The sequence below is a fragment of the Rhizobium pisi genome, assembly GCF_003938655.1.
GTDB classification, from domain to species: Bacteria; Pseudomonadota; Alphaproteobacteria; order Rhizobiales; family Rhizobiaceae; genus Rhizobium; species Rhizobium pisi.
The window spans coordinates 1-16,526 of record NZ_RJJT01000033.1 but is presented as its reverse complement, the minus strand read 5'-3'; the positions used below and the strand labels follow the sequence as shown (position 1 = coordinate 16,526).

Sequence of the window (16,526 nt, the reverse complement as noted above, 5' to 3'; positions counted from 1 at the left end):
TCAAAGTGTCTTGAGATAGGAAAGCAGCTGCTCCTTCGCCTCCGGAGCCAAATCCGTGCCCCAGAGATGACCGCCATTGCCGTTGCCCGGAAGGCTCGTATCGTAGAGCATGCCGTAGCGTTGCCCCGGGCTATCCGGCATGCTTACGAAGCCGCCATTCTCGGCATCCACCAGATCGTAGCCGCGGTAGAATTTCCCCGGCCGCTCGGCGGGCGGAAGCAGCAGGGCCCGCAATGTCGGGACGCTGCCGTTATGCAGGTAGGGACCGCGCAGCCACAGGCCGCCAAGGCTTGTGGCGACATAACCGTCGGTCTTCTGGAAATTGGCAAAACCCCAGGCATAGCCGGGCTCATAGACCGCATAGCGGTCGCGGGCGGCCGGCGTCCACATATCAAGGCGATGACGGTCGGTGCCGAGCTCGACGATCGAGATCGGCGTCCGGTAGCGGGCGCCCTTGGCATCGTGGCAGACGGCGCATTGCGCGGCATAGATCGCGCGGCCGGCGTCCACATCAGCCGCATCGACATGATAGGGATCGCCTGCCGGCCTGAGGGGAGAAAAGGGCGAGGGCGGCGGCCCCTGCAGGCGGATGAAATCCATGATGTGGCGAAGACCCGCTTCGGTTCCCCCATAGGATTTGTAGGTCATGCCGTCGCCGATCGCGCCCGAGACCACCGTCTCGTAGAGATCGGTCTGCAATCCGTCCCAATGGAGCGAGAAGCGGCGCGTGTTGGTGGCGGCGACATCGGCAAGCGACCAGAGCGGCATCATGTCGGAATTGCCGATCGTGTGGTCGTCGGCAAGTTTGAGGTTCTGGAACTTGACCGGGTTGAAGGGATCGATCCGGCCCGGACCCCAGTCCGGCCGGTCCTTCATCCAGGCAAACTGCCGCCCCTGTTCCTGGAGGGCCGCCCGGGTCGCCGGCACCAGCACGAAGCGATAGAGCGCCCGCTCCAAGACCGGCATGTCGTAGATCCTGCCGATCTCCGCCATCACCCGGTCGGCGGTAAACCTGGGATCGGCGCCGACATCGATCAGGAACCGGATATAGGCCTGCGGATTGACCCTCGTTCCCGGGCCGGCGTCGACCAGCCGCGCCGGCTCGTCGGCGCGCAGCCGATAGCTGCCCTGGTGGCAAAAGGCGCAGTTCGGCGCGACGCGCCCGATGACGCCCAGCGTCTTGACCGACAGGCCGACAGGAACCTCGTCGCCGGCGCGCCAGTAGAGGCCGAAGGCGCCATAGCCGTCCGCGTTTGCCGGCAGATGGTCGGGGAAGAGCTGCGGCAGAACCCGCCAGATCCAGTAGGGAATTCCCTGCGCCTCTTCGTTGCCGATCGAACCGTGGTTGAAGACCTCGGCCAGATCGTTCGTCCTCGGCTGGGCGACCGGCCGGAAGAGCAGGAAGAACAGCGCGAATGCGCCGACAACGATGAGGACGAGAATGGCGAAAAGCCATTTCCAGAAGACGCGCCTCATGCCTGTCTCCCTTCGGAGATATTCTGTTCGAGCCGCAGGATGCGCAGGAGGCAGAAAAGCGTCGCAATGCCGATCGACCCGTCGAGAAAGACGCCGGCGAGATAGCCGATCGGCTGGCCGAAGACGAAGACGGCGAGAAAGAAGAAGACCGTGCCGAAGGTGCGGGAGGGAAAGACTGCAAGCCAGGCAAAGATGCGGTAACGGTCGATATCGAGCGTCGCCGGAATGTAGAAGATCGACAGGATCCCGAGCAGCAATCCGGCAAATCGCGGCCAGATCAGCTGGTTGACGGTGATGCCGAAGAGACCGAGAATCCATTCCGGACAGAAGATGAGCGGCAGGACGAAGGCGAAATTCAGCAGGATGCCGATCCAGACGAGGACCGCATGCCGTGCCTTCCATTTGCTGAGCGATCGCGACTGGGTCATAGCGTTTTCATATATTCGACGAGGGCGTCTTTTGCGGCGTCCGGCAGCTCCGTGCCGTAGCGATATCCTTCGTGGCCGGCATTGCCGTTGCCGGGCCGCGTCGTGTCGTATCGAAATAGATCGCCGCCGGCCGACTGATCCGACCGATAGCCCACTTTGGCGAGATCAAACTCGTCGCTGCCGCGGAACCAGACGGGCGGCCGCCTGGCGCTCGGCTGAAGCAGGTCGCGCAGGGTCGGCACCGAGCCGTTGTGCAGATAGGGCGAGCGCGCCCAGATGCCGTCGAGCGGGTGATTGGCATAGCCGTCGGTTTTGTGGAAGCGGTTGAAGCGCCAGGGGTAGCCGGCATAGAGCAGGTTCTGCTCGGCAGCGAAATTTTCCGTATAGGAGGTCCAGCGCCCCGCATCGGTGCCGATCTCGGCGAGCGGAACCGTCTTGCCGAGCCGCGTGAAACGCTGCCTGTCATAGCTGTAGCCGTTCGCATCCTTGAAGCCGTGGCAGTCAGCGCAATAATGCGCAAACAGCGTCTTGCCCTCTGCCGCCTTCGCCTGATCGATCCCGCCGGCGACGGGGAAGGGCGGCGAAGGCAGATCCCACATCCAGTCTTCGATGCGCTTGATCGACGCGCGGTCGACCGTCACGGGCGTCACGCCGGCGCCGAGTGCGGCGCTCAGGTTTCGTTCGGCCACGGAATCATTATTGCCGTCCCAATGGAGGTTCATGCCTTCGCGCGGACGCTGGCGCCAGATGGCGGGATAGTCGGAAGAGCCGTTCAGCGCAGCACCCGATATATGGGCCTCGTCCATGGGAAAATTGAACTGCAGCGCCTTGTAGGGATTGAACGTGTCCACGCGGCCCGGCCCCCACGCCTCCTGGCGCTTGACGAAATCGAGCTGGGTGCCGAGATCGAGGAAGGCGTTCTTGACCCTGGGAAAGACCACGTAGCGATAGACCAGCCGCTCGAAGATATTGAGATCGCCGCCGACCTTGGGGCTATCGATCGTCGCAATCAGCGCATCCGCGGTAAAGCCGGGATCGCGGCCGACATCGATGAAGAAACGGATAAATTCCTGCAGGCGCAGATTGTTGGACGGTGCGCCGGGGATGAGATGGCGAACCGGATCGCCGGGAAGATGATAGGTGCCGACATGGCAGACGGAACAGTTGAGCCAGACCCGCTCGACGCCTGAGACCACGCGGCGAGACACCCCGATCGGAAGGTCGTCGCCGGGCTTTTCGTAGAGGAAACCGAACCGGCTCCAGCCTTCCGGCCCCAGCTTGTCGGCATACATGACCGGCAAGGCCTTAAAGACCCAGTAAGGCGGTCCCGTCGCCGTCTCGCTGCCGATCGAGCCATGCATGAAATGCTCGCTCTGACCTTTGAAGGCGACGACATACTGGTTGACGAAAACCAGGTAGTAGACGACCGCGAGCAACAGCAGCACGACGATCGCCAGCCACCAGCGGCGGTGGCGCGCGACGGCGATCTCGACGGGCGTCTTGCGGTCGTTGTCGCTGCTCATGGATCCCCTCCGGATGCGCGTGCGATGCGGGCCTCAATGGAAGGTCGGCGGCTCGAAAACCGACATGACCTGCTTGATCATCTCGCTGTAGCGATCCTCGAAGGTTGCCCCGTCAAACCGGCTGAGGTCATAACAGCCGAGCGGGTTTTCGAGATCGTTGAGCAGACACTTGTTGCAGTAGGTGCATTCCTTCTCCGGCCCGTTGGCCTCGGCGAGTATCTCAGGCAGATTGTTGTTGGCGATCAGCGGGCGGGCCATTGTGACAGCGTCGCAGGCTTTCGAGCGGAGCGCCTCGGCGATCCGGTCGGCATGCTGGAAGCCGCCGGTGCAGAGCACCTTGATATCGGGATCGATCTTGCCGATCGCTTCGGAAACGGCGCGGGCATAGTCGAGATTGATGCCCTCGATGACCTTGCCCCTGCGCCAGCGCCAGAGCGCCTGGAAGGCGCGCCCCAGCAGCGGATTGGAAAAGATCGCATAGTTCATCGGCGCCCGCGTGCCCTGAGAGAGCATGCCGTCATACCAGCGGTGGAGGTCTTCCAGCGGCAGGTCGCCGGCGGGATTGCGCGGATGCGGAAAGGTCGAGCCGCTCGAAACATGGAAGGAATCGACGCCCTTGCCGCCGTCGAGCAGCATCGTGCAGATCTTGACCGTCTCGTCGAGCGTGTTGCCCTTCTTGATCCAGGGATAGAGCCAGTCATTGTGGTCGACGCCGTTGATCTTCATCTGCAGATGAAAGTCCTGGCCGACCTCGCGGCGGATCGCCCTGACGATCTCGAGCACGAAACGCGCCCTGCCCTCCCAGCCGCCGCCATATTCGTCCGTCCGGTCGTTGATGCCGGAACTCAGGAACTGCGTCAGCAGATAGCCGTTGGCGCCGTGAAGCTCGACGCCGTCGAGCCCCGCCTCCCGGGCGCGCCGCGCCCCCTGGGCGAACTGCTCCACAACCTCGGCGATCTCGGGTTTCGTCATCGCCTGGGCGAGCAGCCCATGAAAGTAATCGCTCTTATCGGTCGAGCTCAGACCCTTGTTGAACAGGTTCTCGACGCCGCCCATGTCCTGCTGGCGGCCGGAATGGCTGAGCTGCATGATGAACCGACAGTCATGGCCGTGAACGCGGCGGCCGACCTCCCGCCAGAAGGGGATCTTGTCGTCATCGTCGATCATCGCGTAGCGCACGAGGATGCGGCCGCGCACCGAGACCGGGGTGAAGGAGGAAATGATGCAGCCGATCCCGCCGCGCGCGAATTTCTCCTCCCAGTTCAGCCGGGCATTCCCGCCATGACCGTTATAGTCGTCGAACTGGCCTGAGATATTGGATCGGAAGAGTCGGTTCTTGACCGTCAGCGAGCGAAATTTCAGCTCGTTGAAGATTAGCGTCGCGTTGTCGGCATGTGTGAACTGGCTATCTGGGTGCATGCAGGGCCCATCCGAATAACGTGCCGAAGCAACGAGGGAGAATAAAAAGCCGAAATGCAATGCGAGAGCTATAACTTCCGAGTGTGCTGGACGGTAATGCAATCCTATGTGGTTTGCAAACGGATTCCAGCGCGCTTGCACAGCTAAAAATCTGTGCAAATACAGTCATGAATAACAACCCGTGAAGCGCCTGCATGCGCCTTCGCCTGATATCCAGAGATAACCGGCCCGCCATGCTTTATTTCGAGCAAGTGAGCAAACAACGTTGCCGATTGATCTCGGCCGCGATGTCGTTTCGGCGCGTTGAGATCAGTATTTCCCAGACGAAAACCGCCCGCCGCGTGGATTGTCGGCACCCCTTAAACTCGGCGACGACTTGCGCTGAGATCTTTCCTGCAAGCCCGACCCGCCGGTTGCAAATTATTTAGACGATCGCTTTAAGGATGCGTATGTCACGCCGGGCGCACGCTCCCGCGCCACCGGATGACGAGGCGGAAAGATAGGAAAACCATGACACGTCAATGCATCACCAATCCATTTAAGTCTGCAGCAATTTGGCTCGCCATGACAGCCGGAATGGCCGACTGCACGGCGTCGGCAGCCGCCCCGCCGGTAGCATCAGGCAAGACCGATATCGCTATCAAAGCCTTCAAAGACCTTTGCCTGAAAACCGCCCCGTCCTTCACGGCCGGGATCAGCGGCGCCAAGCGCTACGGCGTCACCGATTTCGACGACCTCAATGGCGGCAAGGACGGCATGACGAAGGACCATTCCATGTCGGTGCAGATCAAGCCCGGCCGGGAATGCGCCATCACCAGCCCCAATCGCGCCGATCCGACCCTGCATCAGCAGTTCCTGCGCGCGGTCGCCGAATTCGCCGACAATGTTCCGATGAATGACAAGCCCAACCAGCCCTTCGTTGCCACCATCAAGGGCAAGCGCTTCATCTTCCAGCACGACCGGAACGGCGGCGAGGCCTACGTCATGATTCCGCAAAAGTAACGGTAAAGCGGAGACGGGTCGAAGCCGCTTGCGGAAATTGACCACGCGGGGCGCGTCTGTTCTTCGATAGACGCGCCAATCACCCGGCAGGCCATCGGCCTGCCGTGACTATTGGATGTGCATCCGGGCCAAAACGCGTTGCCCCTACCCGCCTAGTACGAAGTCGGCAGCAGGTAGCTGGAGGGCGAGGGCAGGTCGATTACGAACCTGGTATCGGCGGCATTCGCTGCCACGACCAGCTGATAGTTCCCCGCTTCCGCCCGGAAGGCCCCGGTCTCGACGTCGAAAAAGGCGAGGTCGCGCGGGACGATCTTCATCACCGCCGTACCGGTCTCGCCGGGGAGCAGCGAGAGCTTTGCGAAGGCGCGCAGTTCCTTGTCCGGCCGTTCCACCTTCGCCTTCGGCGAGCGGATATAGAGCTGGACGAGTTCCGAGCCAGGCCGGTCGCCGATATTGGTCAGCTCGATGCTGACGGTCACACCGTCGGAGCTCATTTCGCGCGCCGATAGCAGCGGTTCGCTCCAGCGGAAGCTGGTATAGCCGAGGCCGAAACCGAAGGGGAAGAGTGGCGCGACGGCGCGTGTGTCGTGATGGCGGTAGCCGACGAAGACACCTTCGCCGTAGCGCACATGCCCGTCCTTGCCGGGATAGATGGCGGGATCGCCCGTGATGGCGGAATTGTCAGCCAGCGCCTTCAGGAAGGTCTGCGGCAGGCGGCCGCCGGGCTCGGCATCGCCGAACAGGACGTCGGCGACGGCATTGCCGAGTTCCTGACCCGGATACCATATCTGCAGAACGGCGCGGACCTTGCCGAGCCAAGGCATTTCGATGGGGCCGCCGGTCTGCAGCACGACGACGGTGTTGGCATTGGCGGCAGCGACCTTCTCGATCAGTTCCTCCTGGCGGCCCGGAAGCCGCATGTCGGGCAGATCGAGTCCTTCCGTGTCCCATTCGCCGTCGCGGCCGACGAAGAGGAGCGCGAGATCGGCATTGCGCGCCGTCTCGACGGCGGCCTCGATATCGGCTTCGCCGAGCGGCTTTTCGACGCCGAAGCGGACGGCGATGAGGTTGATGCCCTCTTCGCTCGCCATGGACGGCTCATACTCGACCGTGACCTCATAGGTCCGGCCAGCTTCGAGCGTCACCGCGCCGCGTTGTTCGTCATTGGCCGTGCCGAAATAATTCTCGCCGCGCATCCAGCCGTCGCGGCCGTCGACCGCGAGCCTGCCGTCGACGAAGAGCCGCGCCAGCCCGGCATTGGTCATGCCGAACAGATGATCGCCGCTCTCCTCCGGAACGAATTGCATCGTCATCCGCGCCGAGAAATCGGCGGGATCGAGCTCATCGGACGGCAGCTCGAACCAGAAGAACTCGCCCTTCTCAACGATCTCGACATGGAGGGGATCGCCCTTGCAACCGCGCCCCTTGAAATATTCGACCGCGATCTTTCCCTTGAACACGTCGATCAGGCGGTTGTGGCGGCAGCCGACGGCGTGGCTGATGCTATTGGCGTTGGAAAGGGCGGCGCGAATGCCTTCGAGCGGGCTCACGGTATAATGCGCGGCGATCTGCGCGCTGCCGCCGCCCATGACGCGGGCGCTCGCGGCATTCGGCCCGATGACGGCGATCCGGTCGAGCGAGGTCTTCACAAGCGGCAGGATGCCGTCGTTCTTGAGGAGGACCGCGCCTTCCGCGCCGAGGCGCCGGATCAGCGCCCGGTCTTCCGGCAGGTCGACCGCCCGCTCGGTGAGATCGGGTTTGCTCTTGAATGCGCCGACCCGCTCGAGCAGCAGCAGCATGCGTCGCGCCGCCGCCCGCACGGTCGCCGCCTCCACCTTGCCCTCGCGCACGGAGGCAACGAGCTTTTCGCCGCGATCGCGCGCCGGGCCCGGCATTTCGAGATCGAGACCGGCATTGATCGTCTCTGCGGTCGAATGCGAGCCGAACCAGTCGGACATGACGATGCCGTCGAAGCCCCATTCCTCGCGCAGCACCTTGGTCAGCAGCCAATGATGCTCGCTGGTATAGGTGCCATTGAGGCGGTTGTAGGAAGACATGACGGCCATGACGCCGGCGCGGCGGACAGCCTGCTCGAAGGGCGGAAGGTAGATTTCGCGCAGCGTTCGCTCGTCGATGTCGGAAGACATGGTCTGCCGCTCGATTTCGGATTCATTGCCGGCGAAGTGCTTGATCGTCGCGGCGATCCCCTCCCCCTGCACGCCCTCGATATAGGCGACGGCGAGTTCTGATGTCAGCATCGGATCTTCGGAGTAACATTCGAAATTGCGCCCGTTGAGGCCGGAGCGGTGGATATTCACCGTGGGCGCGAGCAAGACGGCGGCACCCTTGCTCTTGGCCTGGCGCGCAAGGGCCGTACCCATCTGCCTGACGAGATCGGGATTCCAGGTGGCCCCGAGCGCGATGCCGACGGGAAAGCAGCTCGCCTTGACGCCGGCAACCAGCGAGCCCGCGCCGCGAGCGCCGTTCGGCCCGTCCGTCACCTTGATCTTCGGCACGCCGAGACGCTCGACGGGAACCGTCGTCCAGAAATCGGCGCCTGACAGCAGCGACACCTGCTCTTCGAGCGTCATCCGGTCGAGAATGGAATCGATCATGCAAACCTCCCGTTCAAAGACATTGCGGACACCGCAAGCCATCCGTCGGGCTTGGGGTCGCCTCCAGCAATTCTTAAACCTACCGATTACTCGGTATTTTTAAGATGTCAACCGCTCGCGCGTCGTGTATGAATTGGGACCGGAGACTTCGGCTGGAGACTTGCCGATCGCCGCTGGAAGAGGCAGACGGGAGAGATGGCAGGGTTTTCAGAGACAGAGACTGGACAGGCGGAAAAGCGACGGCGCCGATCCCGCAAGGGGGAGGAGCGCCGGGCGGAGATCCTGACGGCGGCGATGCGGCGCTTTGCCGAAGACGGCTACCAGAATGCCGCCATCGGCGACATTGCCCGGGATGTCGGCCTGTCGCTGCCCGGCTTGCTGCATCACTTCCCCACAAAGGTCGATCTGCTGCTTGCGATCCTTGCCAAGCGCGATCTCGAAAGCGCCGATTTCATCGGGCACTATCGTTCGGATCTGCCAGGCCTACTCAAAGGCATGGTCGAGATCTTTCGCCGCAACGCCGGAATGATCGAGGTCGTCAGGGCCTTCGCCATCCTGAATGCCGAGAGCCTGATGAAGGACCACCCCGCCAAGGCATGGTTTCTCGATCGCGCCACTGACATGCAGAACGGCATCGCCGCGACCTTCGAGCGGGCCATCGCCGATGGCTCGATCGACGGTGGGATCGACAGCCGAGCAATGGCCGCCGAGTTGATCGCTGTCATGGACGGCCTGCAGATGCTCTGGCTGCGCGACCCCGATCGCTTCGACATGGTCGGCGGCCTGGAAGCCTATGTCGACCGCCTGCTGGCGAGCCTTGGTTTAAAGCCGTGACCGCCGGCCTGGGATGGCGCCTTTACCGGAGAGGTCGGCGAGATCCACGTCCGCGCTTTCGTGGATTTCGTCGTTGAGAACTGTGCCGCCCGACCCGACGCTTTTCGACCGGCAGCCAGCCTGTCGCGCTGATCCGTTGCTCAGCCGCAGTTTCCGCTCGATCCTGGATTGCGACCGGTACTTGCTCCGTCATCGAGCGCAATTGGCTGATCTGGACGTGCCGTTGCGGTCGATGCGGATGAATTTTTCGGGATGCGTAGATTTGTCGTGGCGAGCCAGCGGTCTGTCGAAAAATACGCCCTGGTCCTTGCTTGCGAAGCTGACGCCGCCTTGAGGCCGAGAGCAAAATTAAAGCTGTTTTCGCTGCCGGCTTCGCGCGTGAAACTGAGATAGGCGCCAAATCGTTCGTATTCGACATCGCGAAGGCTTTGGATCGACGCAAGTGTATCTTCGAAATCGCGCCAGCAGGCCTGCTTTACAATGGTCTCGAAAATGCGCAGGACAGCCGGGGCGAGACGCCCCTGGACATCAACCTTCGGCCCGACGATCTTGGCGCGGATCTCAACGAGATCACCCGTTTCATTTCCACGAACCTTGACGAAGGTCGAACTAAGCGGTCGCACCTCATCCCGTTCGTAGACACGCTGAAAATAACATTCATAATCGCGATTGCGCATCGATGCGGCTTTCCATTCGCCCACCTCGATACCGGCCTCTCGAAGAGCGCCGCAAATATTGGCGCCCGAGACCAGCCACACCCGCAGAAACTGACTTGCCAAGTCGAATTTCGGAATCTCGACCAGATGCCGCGATATGGATATCGGCCGAGGAGCCGCCACATAGGGGCCGGCGGCTATGCGTGATGATCGGGCAGCCTTGTCGAGAGCCCGATCTTCGAAGCCTTCGATCGGGTCTCCGGAGTGGCGGATTTCCCAGTAAAAAGCGACAGCTGCAAGAAGCAGAACGGACATCGAAACCGCTGCCCAAACCAGCCAGCGGCGGTTGCTCCGCATTGGGAACTTCCACTGCCGGGGTGGGCTGTCACGAGGAGGACCGACTGCTGATAACACTTTACCCACGGCGTCACCTCGCAAACCCGTGACCAGCGGCGTTGGTCGGCACGCGGCCAATCAGCTCCCTGCGGCGCGTCCTTCTGAGGCGAGCAACAATGTGAAAGCGGTACAGCCGACTCACCTTCGACACCCGCGATTCTGATGTCGAGCGTATAAGGCGTCAAGCAGGAACCTCAGGCGACTCTCCTAGGGGACTCGCAGACCCACACATATCGAGAACAGTTCAGTCGATCATCGAAAGCCGCGGGCTAAGGCACTCCTCGATCAGGAATTTCATACTGCTTTCCTGCGTCGTGGAACACGGCGATCCGTGATGACCGTCGCCCCGGTCGGCAATTCGTTCACTGGCTTGGGGCGGCCACGCAGCGGATTTGCATCGGCATAGACCTTGGCGAGGCCGACACGTCTTTCATCAAGCGCCGGGTATGCCTCGAGGATCTCATCGAGAGAATGTCCCGCCGCAACTGAAGCGGCGACGTCGTATACCGGAATTCTCGTGCCTTCGATAACAGGCGTGCCGCCGAGGACATCAGGCGAGGAGCTTACCAGCGCGCGGGCGGCTTCCAGGTTTGAAAGACTCTCCGCCGTCCTCTCGACGAAGGGTGCAAGATCGATAGTGAGGAAATCATGGCGCATCGTCCAATCCTTTTTGGCCAGCGACGCCAACGTCAACGTCTTCCATTTGCTGAGCCTCGGCTCGGCCCACCTGATCATGTTCAGACGTTCCTCCGATGTCAGCTGTCCGGCGCTTTCATAGTAGAAGGAAATGAGCGTGCATGCGGTCGCCCAGACCCGACGTCCGTTCTCCGCAGACAGAAATGCCGCGGGAAGAATTCCCTCGTCAATGACCCTGTTCACGTCACGAAGCGCGACGCGCGTAGCGATTGGGACAGCGACTACAGAAAGCGGACACGGCGGGATTTCGCCGGACGTCGGCGGCAAAACGAGAAGCCGTTACTGAGCGGACATCATTCCCCGTCCATAACAGCGACGTGCAGGGCACCGAGGATGGGGCCGAGTGCGGACAGGCGGACGAGATCCAATGCGGGGCTGTCGGCCTCGAGGCTGGCAGTGGCGCGATCATAGACGGCGACGCACTGCTTGTTGGTGATCCGGGACATGTAGAGAATGCCGTCAAAATCGGTGCGGTCGTAGATTTCCTGGCTGAGCCGGCGTCCGCCGGCCTGCGCCCTTGCCCGAACGGCATCCGTCGCGACCCCGAGCAGGTTTGCGCCTTCGAAGCGCAGGTCGAGCAGGAAGAGCGGATGGGGGTTTCGGACAGCGGCGATCGAATAGCGGTCGAACTCCTCTCGCAATATCCATCGCTCGGCCTTGCCCTGAAACCGGTCGCGAACAATCGTTTCCGCGACCGCCGTCATCGGATCCTGGGCGAGATAGAGTAGCCGGAACTTATCCCTCGGGCTTGAGAACCGTGTCTTGCCGAAGCCCATGCCGAGCGGCGTCGCGGCATGGGCGCGCGCGACGATCCTGACATAGTCGGTGACGTCAGCCCGGATGGCGATACGTTGCAGGACTGATTTGTCGAGGCTCATTGCGCCGCGAAATAGGTCTGAGCCGCCTCGACGACCTCGTCGGCGCGATCCTGTTTCAGGAGGTCGATAGGCCGGCGCCCACCCAGCATGGGGTTCGGCTGGCACAGCCACAGCCACGCGACCCGCTGATTGGACACGAGAGCGGCGATCGCTCCTATGCCCTTTGCTGGACGCCCGTCGATGAATTGTTCGATCGGATAGACGTGCTTCCGCGTTCCCTTCAACAGTGCGATGACCTCGCCGGCGTGCTGCCAGCGATTGAGCGTGGAGCGCGCAATGGCGAAATCACGCTGGAGTTCGCTGGCACCAGCTACCGGCCCGGCCCAATCCTCAAGCTTGCGGGCGACCGCAAGCTCGCCCAGCAGCCGCTCGCCTTCCTCCACTGTGACGATCTTCCCAAGCCCTTCGCCGCCGGAGGGCGCCACGGCCTTCGGAATTTCGAGTGCGATCTTGCCCTTGTCAGGCGCATCGCTGAAAGTTTCCACCAGACCACGAATGCGGCGGGCCAGTTCGCCCTGGCGCTTGCTGAGCTCGCGTCGCACGCTGACGGGAAGATCGACAATGGCTGCAGCCGCCGCGCCCGCAATTCTGGCGGAGAGCGCAACCGAGCCGGACTCGAATGTAGCGTCGGCGTTCAACACGTCGGCGACTTTGGCGGCAACGCGATCGGCGACCTCAGCCTGACGAGCACGATGCAACTGCGCCTGGGAACCAGCCATGAAACCATCTCCGTTCTTACAGGAACTGATATAGTCTCAAATCACCCATTTGTCCAGTTTGTCCCATTTGTCTAGCTGCAGGATTTCCCGAAAAGGGAATGTCAGCCCTTCTGCAGCCTCCACGTCCTGATTTCGAAAGGCATGATGTCGGCGGGGCCTTTGCGCTCCATCGGCTCTTCGAGAATGTTGAGCGGCTGTGACGCCGTCCATCCGGAAGGCAGGGCAAGGGAAAGGCGGCCGCGCCGGCCGGCGGGTTCGTAGAGGCGCAGGATCAGGCCTTCGCCCTCCTCGGCGGCCTTGAGGCCGGAGAAGGCAACGGGGGTGCCGGCGACGGCAAGCGGCGAAAAAGTGCCGGCGGAAAGGCCCTTGGCTTCCGCTATGACGAGCGGCTGGTTGAGGTCGAGCGCCTCGTCGAGCACGCCGCCCTCATGCCAGGCGCCGTCATGCGGCATCAGCGCATAGGTGAAGCTCTGCTCGCCTTCATCGGCCAGCGGATCCGGATAGATCGGCCCGCGCACCAGGCTCATGCCGATCACATTGCCGCGGGCACTGTGGCCGTATTTGGCATTGTTGAGCAGCGCCACGCCGAAACCCGGCTCGCTGATATCGACGAAGCGATGGGCGACGGCCTCGAACATCGCCTGCTCCCAGGACGTGTTCGTGTGCGTCGCCCGCTCGACGGTGCCGAAGGCGCATTCGAAGGTCGCCTTGCGCGCCCGCACGTCGACCGGGTTCAGGGTGCGCAGCAGGGTGCGGCGGTCATGCCAGTCGATCGTCGTTTCAATGTCGAGCCGTTTGGAATTGGCACTGAGCACGTAGGTCTGCGTGACGCCCGAATTGCGGTAACGGTGGACGACGCGGATCGCCGCGCGGTGCGGGCCGCTTTCGACAAGGCTGATGCTCTCGGGCGCTTCGAGACGGATGCCCTTTTCGGCGTAATCCGCATCGATATCCCAGGCGTCCCAGTTGCGCGGCTTGTCGGCCGGATAGACCCAGAGCTGGTTGGCGGAGCCATCGACCGCTTCGCGGCCGGTCGCCTTATGGATGAGGCTGGCAACGGCACCGTCCTTGCCGATCACGACCGCGAGATGATCGTTTTCAAGACGGTCAGGCCCGGCCTTCAGCCCGCCTACCGACTTCAGCGCCTGTCTGTCGAAGACCGCGACGGACAAGGGCGCGACGATCTCGGCGGCCGAAAGTGCCGTGCCGTCCGCAAGCGTGGCGCTCACCGCTCTTGGCGCAAGCGAGGGATTGACGACGACGAGTGCGTCGGCGATCCCGCCCTTCGGCAGATTGGCCGACAGCGCCTGCAATGCCTTGGCCTGCTCGGCCCTGGCATGATCGATGACGCCGCCAAGTTCCTGTTCCGCGTCCTGATAGACTTCGCGGATGCTCGAACCCGGCAAGATGTCGTGGAATTCGTTTTTCAGAACGACCCGCCAATCCACTTCCAGGCTGCGAGGTTTTTCGGCACCGAGCAGATGAGCCAGCGAAGCGAGGGTCTCGGCGGTGATCAGCGCGCGTTCGGCCTGGCGATGCCTGCGCTTGACGCCGCTTTGCGACGTCAGCGTTGCGCGGTGCAGTTCGAGATAGATTTCGCCGTCCCAGACGGGAAGCTTCTTTTCCCCGGCGGTCTGGTGCGCCTGCTCGTAATAGCTCTTGACGGTGCCCCAGCGCGCCTGCGGAATGGCAGGGAAATCGCGCAGCTGCACCTCGCGCTCCACCATTTCGGGCGTCACGCCGCCGCCGCCGTCGCCGTAGCCGACGGCCAGAAGTGAAGCCTGGTGCTGCGTCTTGGCGCGGAAATTCTTCCATGTCGGCAGGTAGCAGTCGGGCTGCACGAAGCCGTTATAGCCCTGCATCGGATTGTCGAAGGTATGGGTCAGCACCCGGCTGCCGTCGAGGCCCTTCCACCAGAAGAGATCGGAGGGGATGTGGTTGGTCTCGCTCCAGTTGACCTTGATCGTGAAGAAGCTGTCGATGCCGCCCTGTCTCAGGATCTGCGGCAGTGCGCCGGAGAAACCGAAGCAATCCGGCAGCCAGCACACGGTGTGGCGCGCGCCAAAAATCTTTTCGAAATAACGCTGGCCATAGAGCACCTGACGGACGAGGCTTTCGCCGGTCGGCATGTTGGTATCGGGCTCCACCCACATGCCGCCGACGGTTTCCCACTTTCCTTCCGCGACCTTCTGCTTGATGCGGTCGAGAAGCTCGGGATCTTCCTCTTCCATCTGCGCGTAATAATGGGCGGTCGACTGGTTGAACCGGAAATCCTCCGAGCGCTCCATCAGCGACAGCGCCGTGTTGAAGGTGCGCCGCATCTTCCGCCGTGTCTCGCGATAGGGCCAGAGCCAGGCGAGGTCGATATGCGCATGGCCTGTCAACACCAGCTCGCCATTCGGCGGAAACCGCTTCTGCAACTCCTTCAACCGCGCCGTCAGGGCGTCGAAGGCGGAGGCTGCCGAAGCGCTCTGCTCGTCCGTCAGGCCTGCCGGATCGGCCACGAGCTCCGGCAGCTCCCAGATCTTCTGCTGCATGACGGCGTCCGAGGTGCGGGAGATGTAGGCGGCCGTATCGGACGGCCAGTCGAGGCTGCGCAAGGTCTCTTCCGCGGCATCGACCAGATGCGGCACAACCTCATGCTCTCCGAGCGCCCCAACCGCCTCGGCGACCTGCTTCAGGAGAAGGTGCAGCCGGTGAACGGGACCGTCGAGCCAGATCAGCCGGGCCTTGTTGAGCCTCGGCGTCCGGTTCGGTTCGCCGAAGGGAAAACGGGCGACCGTTTCCGTCGCGATCGAAAAGCGGCGGCCCTTGACCGGAAATTCCTGGTGATAAGGATCGAGACCGAATGTCTCGCTCGCGCCGTCGGGATAGCTGAGCGTAATCAGGCTCTCGCCGCCGAGATCGAGCTGCAGGCGGATATCTTCAAGCGGCCAGCTCTCGGGCGCTTCAGCGCTCGCGGCAAAATGCACGACACCCTGGCGATGCGGCCAGTCCTGATGATGCGCAATCGGCTCGCCCTCGAATGTCCAGCCGTCGATCGCAGCGCTATATCGATCCCGCCAATGCGCCAGCTCGGCAATGCGGACTTTCAGACGGTCGAGACGTTGGGCAATGGTGAGCGGCATGGCTTATCCTGTTGAAAAATCGGCGGCGGACGACCCGGAATCATGGCTTTGGAAGATGGTGCGACAGCCATCGCAAATTGCCGGCCCCTCCTCCCAGCGGGTCCAATCGATGCTTAGATTAAGTAACTTTGATTTGGCGTCAAGCCCGGAAGAAACTCATTGTGGCAAGTATTGTCGACGTCCCAATCTCTTTGCACTTTTACACCTCCTTGATTCCAAATGTGCGCTAAGTGCTTTCAACCGTGGAAATCAAGCAAGTTTCTGGAACGGCGGGCTGCCACGGTGTAGAGGAGCGACGTCCGGTTCATTAGGAACGAAAGGCACAAACGCTGCAAGACTGCGATCAGTCATCAGGCAGTTCGAAGTGTTCGTGGGTTACCCAATAGATGCCTCAGGCGCTCGCATCTTGAACACCCTCCTGTTCGAGATGAAGTGAATACAGGCTCGCAAAGGGCTCGCGACGTTGTGTATCGGCGGTTGGGCATCGATCTGAACGGAGCGATGGCAGCTGCGATGGATTTGCAGCTGCTGACGATCGCGACATGGAAACCGCTACATTGTTTCCTTCCGCACGCAAATACGCGCTAGTTAGCCTAATCTCTTAAAACAACATTCATACCCTGTTGATACAGGGTAAGCGCGAATTTCTCCGCACCTTCTGTAGTTGATTGAGCTTTGGCATTAGGTGTCCACCTAAAAGAGGTGGACACCTAGTTATGGATGAAGGTCAAAAACTCGCCGTGCGGCTGGTTGGTC

General features: G+C 62.0%; 12 protein-coding genes. 2 read left to right on the top strand and 10 right to left on the bottom strand.

Annotated features, from left to right (window positions below):
• The 4 genes from EFD55_RS30145 to EFD55_RS30130 are packed head-to-tail and all read right to left on the bottom strand — an operon-like array spanning position 1 to position 4,846.
• On the bottom strand, positions 1 to 1,476 hold the full coding sequence (locus EFD55_RS30145) for a c-type cytochrome (protein WP_125850377.1): 1,476 nt from the start codon (positions 1,474 to 1,476) through the stop codon (positions 1 to 3).
• Positions 1,473 to 1,904: a hypothetical protein gene (locus EFD55_RS30140; protein WP_125850375.1), complete on the bottom strand. Its 432-nt coding sequence runs from the start codon at positions 1,902 to 1,904 to the stop codon at positions 1,473 to 1,475. Before EFD55_RS30140 ends, EFD55_RS30145 begins: the two co-directional genes overlap by 4 nt.
• Positions 1,901 to 3,427 (bottom strand): c-type cytochrome, encoded by a 1,527-nt coding sequence (locus EFD55_RS30135; protein WP_125850373.1) that lies wholly within the window; start codon positions 3,425 to 3,427, stop codon positions 1,901 to 1,903. The genes EFD55_RS30140 and EFD55_RS30135 overlap by 4 nt, the downstream gene beginning before the upstream one ends.
• 33 nt (positions 3,428 to 3,460) lie before the next feature.
• Positions 3,461 to 4,846 carry an NADH:flavin oxidoreductase gene (locus tag EFD55_RS30130; RefSeq protein ID WP_125850371.1) on the bottom strand — a complete coding sequence of 462 codons (1,386 nt, stop codon included), beginning with the start codon at positions 4,844 to 4,846 and terminating at the stop codon, positions 3,461 to 3,463.
• A gap of 564 nt (positions 4,847 to 5,410) precedes the next feature.
• Between EFD55_RS30130 and EFD55_RS30125 the strand changes: the two genes are divergently transcribed.
• Positions 5,411 to 5,848, top strand: coding sequence for a hypothetical protein (locus EFD55_RS30125; protein ID WP_125850369.1), 438 nt, complete (start codon positions 5,411 to 5,413; stop codon positions 5,846 to 5,848).
• A 152-nt stretch (positions 5,849 to 6,000) separates the two neighbouring features.
• Here EFD55_RS30125 and EFD55_RS30120 read toward each other — a convergent pair whose 3' ends face one another.
• On the bottom strand, positions 6,001 to 8,463 hold the full coding sequence (locus EFD55_RS30120; protein WP_125850367.1) for a glycoside hydrolase family 3 C-terminal domain-containing protein: 2,463 nt from the start codon (positions 8,461 to 8,463) through the stop codon (positions 6,001 to 6,003).
• A gap of 195 nt (positions 8,464 to 8,658) precedes the next feature.
• Here EFD55_RS30120 and EFD55_RS30115 point away from each other — a divergent pair, with 195 nt between their 5' ends.
• Positions 8,659 to 9,297: a TetR/AcrR family transcriptional regulator gene (locus EFD55_RS30115; RefSeq protein WP_125850365.1), complete on the top strand. Its 639-nt coding sequence runs from the start codon at positions 8,659 to 8,661 to the stop codon at positions 9,295 to 9,297.
• Positions 9,298 to 9,437: 140 nt separating this feature from the next.
• Here EFD55_RS30115 and EFD55_RS30110 read toward each other — a convergent pair whose 3' ends face one another.
• The 5 genes from EFD55_RS30110 to EFD55_RS30090 form a co-directional block, all read right to left on the bottom strand.
• Positions 9,438 to 10,310, bottom strand: a complete 873-nt coding sequence (locus EFD55_RS30110; protein ID WP_125850443.1) for a DUF6030 family protein — start codon at positions 10,308 to 10,310, stop codon at positions 9,438 to 9,440.
• 333 nt (positions 10,311 to 10,643) lie between these two features.
• Positions 10,644 to 11,291: a DUF433 domain-containing protein gene (locus tag EFD55_RS30105; protein WP_125850441.1), complete on the bottom strand. Its 648-nt coding sequence runs from the start codon at positions 11,289 to 11,291 to the stop codon at positions 10,644 to 10,646.
• Positions 11,292 to 11,338: 47 nt separating this feature from the next.
• Positions 11,339 to 11,923 carry an RES family NAD+ phosphorylase gene (locus EFD55_RS30100; RefSeq protein WP_125850363.1) on the bottom strand — a complete coding sequence of 195 codons (585 nt, stop codon included), beginning with the start codon at positions 11,921 to 11,923 and terminating at the stop codon, positions 11,339 to 11,341.
• On the bottom strand, positions 11,920 to 12,642 hold the full coding sequence (locus tag EFD55_RS30095) for an antitoxin Xre/MbcA/ParS-like domain-containing protein (protein WP_125850361.1): 723 nt from the start codon (positions 12,640 to 12,642) through the stop codon (positions 11,920 to 11,922). Before EFD55_RS30095 ends, EFD55_RS30100 begins: the two co-directional genes overlap by 4 nt.
• Before the next feature lie 101 nt (positions 12,643 to 12,743).
• On the bottom strand, positions 12,744 to 15,770 hold the full coding sequence (locus tag EFD55_RS30090) for an alpha-mannosidase (RefSeq protein WP_125850359.1): 3,027 nt from the start codon (positions 15,768 to 15,770) through the stop codon (positions 12,744 to 12,746).
• Positions 15,771 to 16,526 lie beyond the last annotated feature (756 nt).

Coding starts and splice junctions, on each gene's coding strand:
- EFD55_RS30110 (WP_125850443.1), bottom strand. CDS start 10,310: ATGCGGAGCAACCGCCGCTGGCTGGTTTGGGCAGCGGTTTCGATGTCC.
- EFD55_RS30135 (WP_125850373.1), bottom strand. CDS start 3,427: ATGAGCAGCGACAACGACCGCAAGACGCCCGTCGAGATCGCCGTCGCG.
- EFD55_RS30125 (WP_125850369.1), top strand. CDS start 5,411: ATGACAGCCGGAATGGCCGACTGCACGGCGTCGGCAGCCGCCCCGCCG.
- EFD55_RS30115 (WP_125850365.1), top strand. CDS start 8,659: ATGGCAGGGTTTTCAGAGACAGAGACTGGACAGGCGGAAAAGCGACGG.
- EFD55_RS30130 (WP_125850371.1), bottom strand. CDS start 4,846: ATGCACCCAGATAGCCAGTTCACACATGCCGACAACGCGACGCTAATC.
- EFD55_RS30100 (WP_125850363.1), bottom strand. CDS start 11,923: ATGAGCCTCGACAAATCAGTCCTGCAACGTATCGCCATCCGGGCTGAC.
- EFD55_RS30145 (WP_125850377.1), bottom strand. CDS start 1,476: ATGAGGCGCGTCTTCTGGAAATGGCTTTTCGCCATTCTCGTCCTCATC.
- EFD55_RS30095 (WP_125850361.1), bottom strand. CDS start 12,642: ATGGCTGGTTCCCAGGCGCAGTTGCATCGTGCTCGTCAGGCTGAGGTC.
- EFD55_RS30090 (WP_125850359.1), bottom strand. CDS start 15,770: ATGCCGCTCACCATTGCCCAACGTCTCGACCGTCTGAAAGTCCGCATT.
- EFD55_RS30120 (WP_125850367.1), bottom strand. CDS start 8,463: ATGATCGATTCCATTCTCGACCGGATGACGCTCGAAGAGCAGGTGTCG.
- EFD55_RS30140 (WP_125850375.1), bottom strand. CDS start 1,904: ATGACCCAGTCGCGATCGCTCAGCAAATGGAAGGCACGGCATGCGGTC.